The organism is Caenimonas koreensis DSM 17982, from assembly GCF_009646335.1.
Classification (GTDB): domain Bacteria; phylum Pseudomonadota; class Gammaproteobacteria; order Burkholderiales; family Burkholderiaceae_C; genus Ramlibacter; species Ramlibacter koreensis.
Map to the genome: position 1 here is coordinate 24,037 of NZ_WJBU01000031.1, position 7,152 is coordinate 31,188.

Here is a 7,152-nt window from a genome sequence, read left to right on the forward strand (position 1 = left end):
AGGGTTGGTGAACTCAGGGCTTGACGAACTTCAGGACGAATTCGTCCTTGGGCATCGGCGGCTCTGGCGTGTTCTTGTCGCGCGGGTCTGCCGGGTTGCGCATGAAGTTGCCCGCGGCCTGCAGCTTGAAGCCCGCAGCCTCCACCTCTTTCACGACAAAGTTCTCTTCGACGCGGTGCAGCGTGCCCGCCTCGGAAATCCCCGTGCCCGGCCGGCCGGAGTGATCGGCAATCACATACACGCCGCCCGGCTTGAGCGCCCGAAACAACGCAGCATTCATCCGCGCGCGGTCGATGCCCATGTGGCCAAAGTCGTGATAGTTGAACATCAGCGTGACGAGATCGAGCCCCGCGCTCGCCACTTCAGGCGGCGCCGGATCTTCGAACGGGCGCATCACGGCAACGATGTTGGACGTGGCGGGTTTGCTCGCGCGCTCGGCCAGCGTGGGCGCTGGTGCTGCGGCGCTGCGCGCAGGCGCGGGCGCAGCCATACCCTCGGGCTGCGCCGGCGGCGGCGCTGCCGGGCCTTCGACGCGTGGCCGGTTCTGGCCGTACACCTTGCCGGCGGGGCCTACGGCGCGCGCGATCAGCTCGGTGGTGTAGCCGCGCGCCGCGCTCACGTCGAGCGCCGTGCTGCCGGGCCGCACGCCAATGAAGGCGAGCATCTGCGCAGGCTTGCGCCGCACATCGTTGATGCGATCGGCCTCGGCGCGGTCGGGCGCGGCAACGATGGCCGCAATGCGTTCGCTCGTGATCACTTGCGGCGCTGTGGCGCATGCCGCCAGCAATGCAGTGGCGCCCGCAAGGGCGAGCAGACTTCTGATTCGATTCATTGGGATTGACCTGGCAAGGTGGGCTGGAACATGGGCTTGTTGGCAGGCTGCTCCGCCGGGGCAGGCCGGCGAGTCCATGCCGAGGGGTGAGGCAGCTTTGGCAGCTCAGGCTCGTCATCGAGCGCGAACTGCCACGAGATACCCGAGATCCATTCGGGCGCGACGGGGTCCATCATCAGAATGCGCTGTTCGAACTGCCGCTGGATGACCAGCGCGTAGCCAGGAATGCGGTCGTCCCATCGCACGATGCGAAGGCGCAGGTGCAGCGCCGACGTGCCATTGCGCGAACTCGCAAGCAGCACCTCGGGCAGGATCCATTCAGTGGGAATGCCGGCCTTGAGCAGCACATCGCGCAGACACATGCGGATCAGGTCTTTGCGCAGCCGGAAACGCGCTGCGGCGGTAATGGGCGCGTTCGACGTGGAATGCAGGCCCGACGCTTCGATCTTGGTGGACATGCGGGCCGTTTGCGAGTGCCCGCCGCTGTTGCCGGAGGAAAAGCGCGAGTCGGCGTCCAGCCGCGAGAACCCGGACGACTCGCCCTCGCCCGCAGGGCGGCCCATACGGCGCAGCCAGCTGAACATACCCATGTAGAAGCGCCTCCAGCCGCCAGTCAGTGAGGCAAACGATAGCAAAGAAGCCTGGCCAACGCCACGGCTCAGTTGCGCGCGAACACCAGTGCCAGGTTGTTGGCCGGCAGCGCGTGACGCTCGCGCAGGGCCAGCCCGGCACGCCGTGCTTCCGCCCGGACCTCATCGAGGTGGCGAATGCCCCACGCCGGGTTGCGCTCACGCAAGGACTGGTCAAAGGCGACGTTGCCCGGAGACGTGGGCACATCAGCTTCGAGATACGGGCCGTAGGTGACCAGCACCCCATGGGGTGCGAGGTGGCGCGCCGCGCCCTGCATGAGTGCGGCGCACGTCGCCCACGGCGAGATGTGGATCATGTTCGCGCAATAGATCGCGTCGAACGGCGTGGTGAAGGGTTGTGCTGGCGAGGGCCAGGTGGGCGCGGACACATCAAGCAGCAGCGGTGCGCGCACGTTGGTCAGCCCCGCCTCGCTCGTGTAGGCGGCGATGGAAGGCAGCGACTCGGCGTCAGCGTCAGTGGGCTGCCATGTCCAGCCCGGCATGGCCGCCGCGAACCACGCCACGTGCTGGCCGGTGCCCGAGGCGATTTCCAGGGCGGTGCCGTTGGGTGGCAGCGCTAGCTGGAGGGTGGCGAGGATGGGGGCCTTGTTGCGGTCGGCGGCGGGGCTGTGGAGGGGCAGAGACATCGAAGTTGAGTGAGAGCTGGCTTGCATTGTCGGCGGCAAACGCTGGAGGTAGGATGAGTGCAAAGCAGTAAGGGAGCGATATGACAAGACGAAGCAAGCAAGGTCCCCTCGAAGACCTGATGGATGTGATCGCGTTGTTGCCATGGTGGGCTGGCATTGCACTCGCGGTTGCTACCTACCTCGGGTTTCATGCGTTCAGCGCGTCGCCGCCGATCAAGTCCGTACAGCCTGGACAGATAGGCAGCGCGATGACGGGTGTCATCATTTCGACCGTAGCGTCGGTTCTCCAATTCCTCGTGCCCTTGGTCTGTGTACTTGGTGCAGGGCTCTCGTTCATTGGGCGCAAGAAGCGCAAGGGGCTCGTCGCCTCGGTCACGCGGTCGAAAACTGCCGACGCGTTGAATGGAATGTCGTGGCAGGAGTTCGAACTGCTTGTGGGCGAAGCGTTTCGAATTCAGGGGTACCAGGTCACGGAGACCGGTGGCGGCGGAGCGGACGGTGGCGTCGATCTCGTGTTGCGCAAGGGCACTGAAACATGGCTTGTGCAATGCAAGCAGTGGAAGGCGTTCATGGTTGACGTGAGCGTTGTGCGCGAACTCTATGGCGTGATGGCGGCGCGTGGCGCAGTAGGCGGATTCGTCGTGACCTCCGGATCGTTCTCGAACGATTCACAGGCGTTCGCGTCAGGACGCAACGTGAAGCTGATTGACGGACTGCACCTGTTTGGTCTGCTGCAACAAGCGCGCACGAGCCGCACGGCAGGCGCAGCCACTCGTATGGACGCTTCGAATTCAACATCCGGGCCAGTGTCTGGTGTCTCGAACGTGGCTTCGTTAGTTCCCTCATGCCCAATCTGCTCTGCGACCATGATTCGCAGGACGGCGAGAAAAGGGGCAAATTCAGGCGGCCAGTTTTGGGGCTGCTCAAATTTTCCCGCGTGTCGTGCGACGCGGGGGTGAATCTCCGTGAAACCACCGCATGGTTTGCTCACACGCACAGGTCAGGGCAGGGCAACGAGGTACGCGCTGGTGCTGCCTCAAGGCAACTTCTAGGTTTTCGTGTAGGTTGATTTCTAGGTTATCGTGCTTTTTTGAGGTGTGCCCACACCGAGCGCGAGTGCGCTGCCCACGTCAATAAAGCAGCGTCACCCCATAAAAATCATTCGAGTCCGACACCGTCGTCGACGTCGCGGCTTGCAGGGTGATCGTGTGCTGGCCAAAGCTGAAGGTGTAGGGCACCGGCGTGGAGACCAGGCTCATGTGCTGATCAGTCGGGTTGCAAAAGAGCATGGCCGATGTGACCACCGCGCCATCGATCACCAGCTCCACGCCGATCATCGTGTTGGCCGTTTGCGACCACGCCGAGGCCGACAGCATGATGAGCGAAGGCCCGTCGTTCTGGATGTTCACAACCTGGGTGATGGGCAGTGGCCCGGATTGGGAGATAGCGATAAGTGCGTCTGCCATGTTGATTTCCTCTCTGCGTTGGATGGTTGCTGTCGCAATGAGACGGTACACGAGAGCCGTGACAGGCACATCCTTCAATTGAAGGAGAAGAAAGGCAACCGGGGCAGGGCAGGGGCCTCGGCGGGTGTCGAGTTTGCGTTCACTTCCTGGCGTGCGCGTCGAGCGCGATCTTCTCCCCCGCCTGAATGGCCGCCTGAGCCTGCTGCGTACCCAGCGCCCGAATCAGGGAGTCCAGGATCTCGTCCGGGCCGGTCTTGTTTTTGACCACGCGATAGGCCGTCCATAGCGTGAGCCCCCTGGCCAGGTCTTCAGGCGTGCATTCGGCGGGCGCGCAACTGACTGCGTCCATGTGTTGAGTCAGCAAAGTCTGTGGGTCGGCGGCAGCAATATTGAGTTGGATCACGCGCCGGGCGGCGGCAGCAAGCTCCGTGTTGTATGGGTTGTCATCAACCATCTGCTCCATCGTGACGTAAGCATTGGGAACTCTCGCCTCCGCCGCTTGAATCACCAGCGTGAAGCGTTGTGCCAGTTGCCCTGGCAAAAGGCTGGCGCATTTCTCTTTGGGGCTGCCGTATCGCAGAAGGGCCGCTTTCTCATCGGGGTCCGTCGCCAGCGCGCCTTCTCGTTCAGCCAATTGACTGTCGATACAAGCGTTGAGAATCTGCACAGCCTCGAACGCCTTGTCGGGCGTGCCAGCTTGAGCGAGGCGATCGACGCGCTGAGAAAGCGATTCAACGGCTTGCGGCTTGGAAACTTCCGCATCCTCAAAACTGTGGCCCGTGGCAATCTGGATTTGAGCAGGCGCATGCCTGGCTGCTACCGGGTGGGCAGGCCCAACCGCACTGTCGTTGGTGGAGCCCGCTGCATCGAGAGAGCCGATGATAGCGCTCGCGATGCCGGCTAGCGCAATCGCAAGTGCGATCAGCCATGGGCTGGTGAGGCGAGTTGGTTCAGGGTAAACCATGGCTGTTCATTTAAACGTACCTGTAGAAGTACGCCAACCAAACACTGCCGGGAGTCGCCTCTAAATGCGCGGCGCGACCCGCCGCGCCGCGCTCGCGGCAGAACCCATTGCGCAAAGATGCCTCAGCTACACTGCCGCCGAAGGGGACCTCCATGCCGATAGTGATAGCGCTGCTCGTCGCAGCCATCGTCATTTTTCTGTTGTTCAAGTTGTGGAATGCGGGGCCTTCAGGCCCGCAATCAGGCGTGGTGGGCAGCACCGACCGCGAGCTGGCATTCCTGTCTAACGGGCAATTGTTCTTGCGTGAAGCCGGGCGTGAGCCCGCGGTGCTCGACAGCCCCTTCGTCAAAGAGCAGATGGACCGGCGCGAGCGCGCATCGCAAAAGCAGGGCTGGAAAGAAGGCACGGCCTTCAACATCGCGGCCGGCGGCGGGCGGCGCGGCTTCGAGTCGCAAGACACACCGATCAACGTCACAAGCGCGGCTTACGAACCATCGGGCAGCCTGCTCTATGCGTTGAAAGATGGCACCGTAGGCGGCGTGTTCCGCCGCGAAGCGCAGACGGGGCGCGAGCTGCGCCTGCTGCTCAAGCCCGCGTTGCACATCTCTGACCTGGCCGTGTCGCCCGAAGGAAAGCGCGTGGCCGCGGCATCGCACTACAAGGGCGGCAAGGCGAACATCGTGGTGTTCGACGAAGAAGGCAACGGCATGCGCGAAGTGACGGGCGGCGACACAGAAGACAGCGCGCCCGCGTGGATACCGGGCGTGGCGCACCGGCTGCTGTTCCAGTCGTCGGGCTTTGCGCGCAACGAGCAGGGCTACATCGTGGCGCAGGGGCCAGCCAGCATCCAGACGCTCGACATGGAGTCGAACTCGGTGGCGCCCATCGTGGACGACCCGGCGTTTGACCACCTGCGCCCGCGCGTGTCGCGCGACGGGCACCTGTACTACATCCGCCGGCCTTATGAGCTGCCGAGTTACAGCCCCAAGAACATCCTGCTCGACACACTGCTGTTCCCTTTCCGGCTGCTGCGCGCGGTGTTTCACTACCTCAACTTTTTTTCGATGATGTACACCCGCAAGCCGCTCACCAGCGCCAACGGGCCGAAGGTGGAAGCCGACTGGAAGAACATCCTGGTGCAGGGCAAGCGCATCGACGCGGAGAAGGCGCTGCGCGAAGCGCGCCCGGTGCACGGCGTGCCGTCGCTCGTGCCGGCTGACTGGCAACTTGTGCGGCGCAGCCCGCAAGGCGAAGAACGCGTGCTGGCCACCAGCGTAGCCTCCTACGACATCGCGCCCGACGGGACGGTGGTCTATACCAACGGCCGCGGCGTGTTCGCGATCGAAGCGGGCGGCGCGACGAAGCACGCGCTGACGGCGGCGGTAGTCAATGACGTGATGGTGGCGGGGTAGGGCTGCGAGATCCCTGTATCAGTATGGCGACCAAGACAAAAGGATAGTTTTTAGACTTTTCTTGCTCTAGCGCTAAACGATTTGCGCTGCGTGTGGACGTATTGGTTTGAAGGGACATGACTGTCCCCAAGAACAACCAACAGGATTCACACAGCATGGTCGCGATTGTTTCGGGCAACAGCCTGGGTTTGTCACTCACTTCATTGGCCACGCTGGGCCAGCAAGGCAGCGTTGGATCGTCGGGCGCGGGCCGCAGCGGCGAGCAGGTGTTTGTGAACGCCAGCAACGGCAATTTGGTACTGCGCGACCAGGACGACTTTGTGGCCGCGTACGGGCTGGATGTGTCGGCGGTGCGCACATACAACAGCGCCGGCAAGATCGTGGGCGGGGTGCAGGATAGTTGGGCGGTGGGGGTTTCACGCCAGAAGGTGACTGTGCCCACGACCTGGGGCGCAGTCACGATCACCCGCACGGACTTTGATGGAGCCGAGGCCACGTATACGTGGGATGCGGCGAGTTCGTCGTACTTCACGACGGCGGGCGCGGGCGCAAACGACACGATCACGCGCGATGCTGGTACGGGTCAGTACATCTGGACGGATGGCGCGACCGGCACCGTCGAGCGGTACGACGCGAACGGGCGTCTGGTAAGCACGGAAGACATCCAAGGCAACCGTATTGTTCATACGTACAACGCGCAAGGACGCCTGGCGAGCTCGGTCGGGGCAAACGGTGAGACTGTGGCGTACCTCTATTCCGCTGCGGGCGACCTCACGGACGTCACAACATCAGTAGTGGCTGGCACGGTCACCAAGCGCGTGCATTACGACTGGGACACGAGCCACCGCATGACGCGCGTGACGGTGGACCTCACGCCCGCTGATGGCAGCACGGCCGACGGCGTGTCGTACTGGACCACCTACAGCTACGTGGGCACCAGCAACCGCATCGAGACGATTGCCCAGAAAGACAACTCCTCGCTCAAGTTCGGCTACGACGCGCAGCAGCGCGTGGTGAGCATCACCGATGCGCTGGGCCGCGTGACGACGTTGAATTACGACGCGACAGGCCTGAAGACGCGCGTCACCACGCCCGCCAATGTGACGAGCGACTTCCTCTACAACGCAGCCGGTCGCCTGAGCGAGATTGACGTCGGTGGGCAACTGGAGCACGCCTTCTCTTACGTGAATGCCAACGTCGAT

The 7,152-nt window shown here is 63.3% G+C and carries 8 protein-coding genes; 3 read left to right on the forward strand and 5 right to left on the reverse strand.

All coding sequences use genetic code 11. The features are described from left to right. Window positions 1-13: 13 nt before the first annotated feature. The 3 genes from GHT07_RS20900 to GHT07_RS20910 all read right to left on the reverse strand — a co-directional run bounded on the left by GHT07_RS20900 (window position 14) and on the right by GHT07_RS20910 (window position 2,108). Window positions 14-832, reverse strand: coding sequence for a class I SAM-dependent methyltransferase (locus GHT07_RS20900; protein WP_153587029.1), 819 nt, complete (start codon window positions 830-832; stop codon window positions 14-16). Beyond that, complete coding sequence (locus GHT07_RS20905) at window positions 829-1,422, reverse strand: hypothetical protein (RefSeq protein ID WP_153587030.1); 594 nt, start codon at window positions 1,420-1,422, stop codon at window positions 829-831. The genes GHT07_RS20900 and GHT07_RS20905 overlap by 4 nt, the downstream gene beginning before the upstream one ends. A 68-nt stretch (window positions 1,423-1,490) precedes the next feature. Further along, the gene (locus tag GHT07_RS20910) at window positions 1,491-2,108 is read right to left on the reverse strand and encodes a DUF938 domain-containing protein (RefSeq protein ID WP_153587031.1); all 618 of its coding nucleotides are present in this window, start codon (window positions 2,106-2,108) and stop codon (window positions 1,491-1,493) included. Window positions 2,109-2,188: 80 nt separating this feature from the next. Between GHT07_RS20910 and GHT07_RS20915 the strand changes: the two genes are divergently transcribed. Next, entirely contained in the window at window positions 2,189-3,067 is an 879-nt protein-coding gene (locus GHT07_RS20915; RefSeq protein WP_153587032.1) for a restriction endonuclease, read from the forward strand. 171 nt (window positions 3,068-3,238) lie between these two features. Here the strand turns inward: GHT07_RS20915 and GHT07_RS20920 are convergent, their stop codons facing one another. Continuing rightward, on the reverse strand, window positions 3,239-3,574 hold the full coding sequence (locus GHT07_RS20920; RefSeq protein WP_153587033.1) for a hypothetical protein: 336 nt from the start codon (window positions 3,572-3,574) through the stop codon (window positions 3,239-3,241). A 139-nt stretch (window positions 3,575-3,713) separates the two neighbouring features. Continuing rightward, complete coding sequence (locus GHT07_RS20925) at window positions 3,714-4,538, reverse strand: hypothetical protein (protein WP_153587034.1); 825 nt, start codon at window positions 4,536-4,538, stop codon at window positions 3,714-3,716. 152 nt (window positions 4,539-4,690) lie between these two features. Between GHT07_RS20925 and GHT07_RS20930 the strand changes: the two genes are divergently transcribed. Together GHT07_RS20930 and GHT07_RS20935 are read left to right on the forward strand one after the other, a co-directional pair. After that, window positions 4,691-5,950, forward strand: coding sequence for a TolB family protein (locus tag GHT07_RS20930; protein ID WP_153587035.1), 1,260 nt, complete (start codon window positions 4,691-4,693; stop codon window positions 5,948-5,950). Window positions 5,951-6,105: 155 nt separating this feature from the next. Next, window positions 6,106-7,152, forward strand: a 1,047-nt coding sequence (locus GHT07_RS20935; RefSeq protein WP_194793006.1) for an RHS repeat protein, incomplete at its 3' end; no start/stop codon positions are given.

Coding starts and splice junctions, on each gene's coding strand:
- GHT07_RS20930 (WP_153587035.1), top strand. CDS start 4,691: ATGCCGATAGTGATAGCGCTGCTCGTCGCAGCCATCGTCATTTTTCTG.
- GHT07_RS20915 (WP_153587032.1), top strand. CDS start 2,189: ATGACAAGACGAAGCAAGCAAGGTCCCCTCGAAGACCTGATGGATGTG.
- GHT07_RS20920 (WP_153587033.1), bottom strand. CDS start 3,574: ATGGCAGACGCACTTATCGCTATCTCCCAATCCGGGCCACTGCCCATC.
- GHT07_RS20910 (WP_153587031.1), bottom strand. CDS start 2,108: ATGTCTCTGCCCCTCCACAGCCCCGCCGCCGACCGCAACAAGGCCCCC.
- GHT07_RS20905 (WP_153587030.1), bottom strand. CDS start 1,422: ATGGGTATGTTCAGCTGGCTGCGCCGTATGGGCCGCCCTGCGGGCGAG.
- GHT07_RS20900 (WP_153587029.1), bottom strand. CDS start 832: ATGAATCGAATCAGAAGTCTGCTCGCCCTTGCGGGCGCCACTGCATTG.
- GHT07_RS20925 (WP_153587034.1), bottom strand. CDS start 4,538: ATGGTTTACCCTGAACCAACTCGCCTCACCAGCCCATGGCTGATCGCA.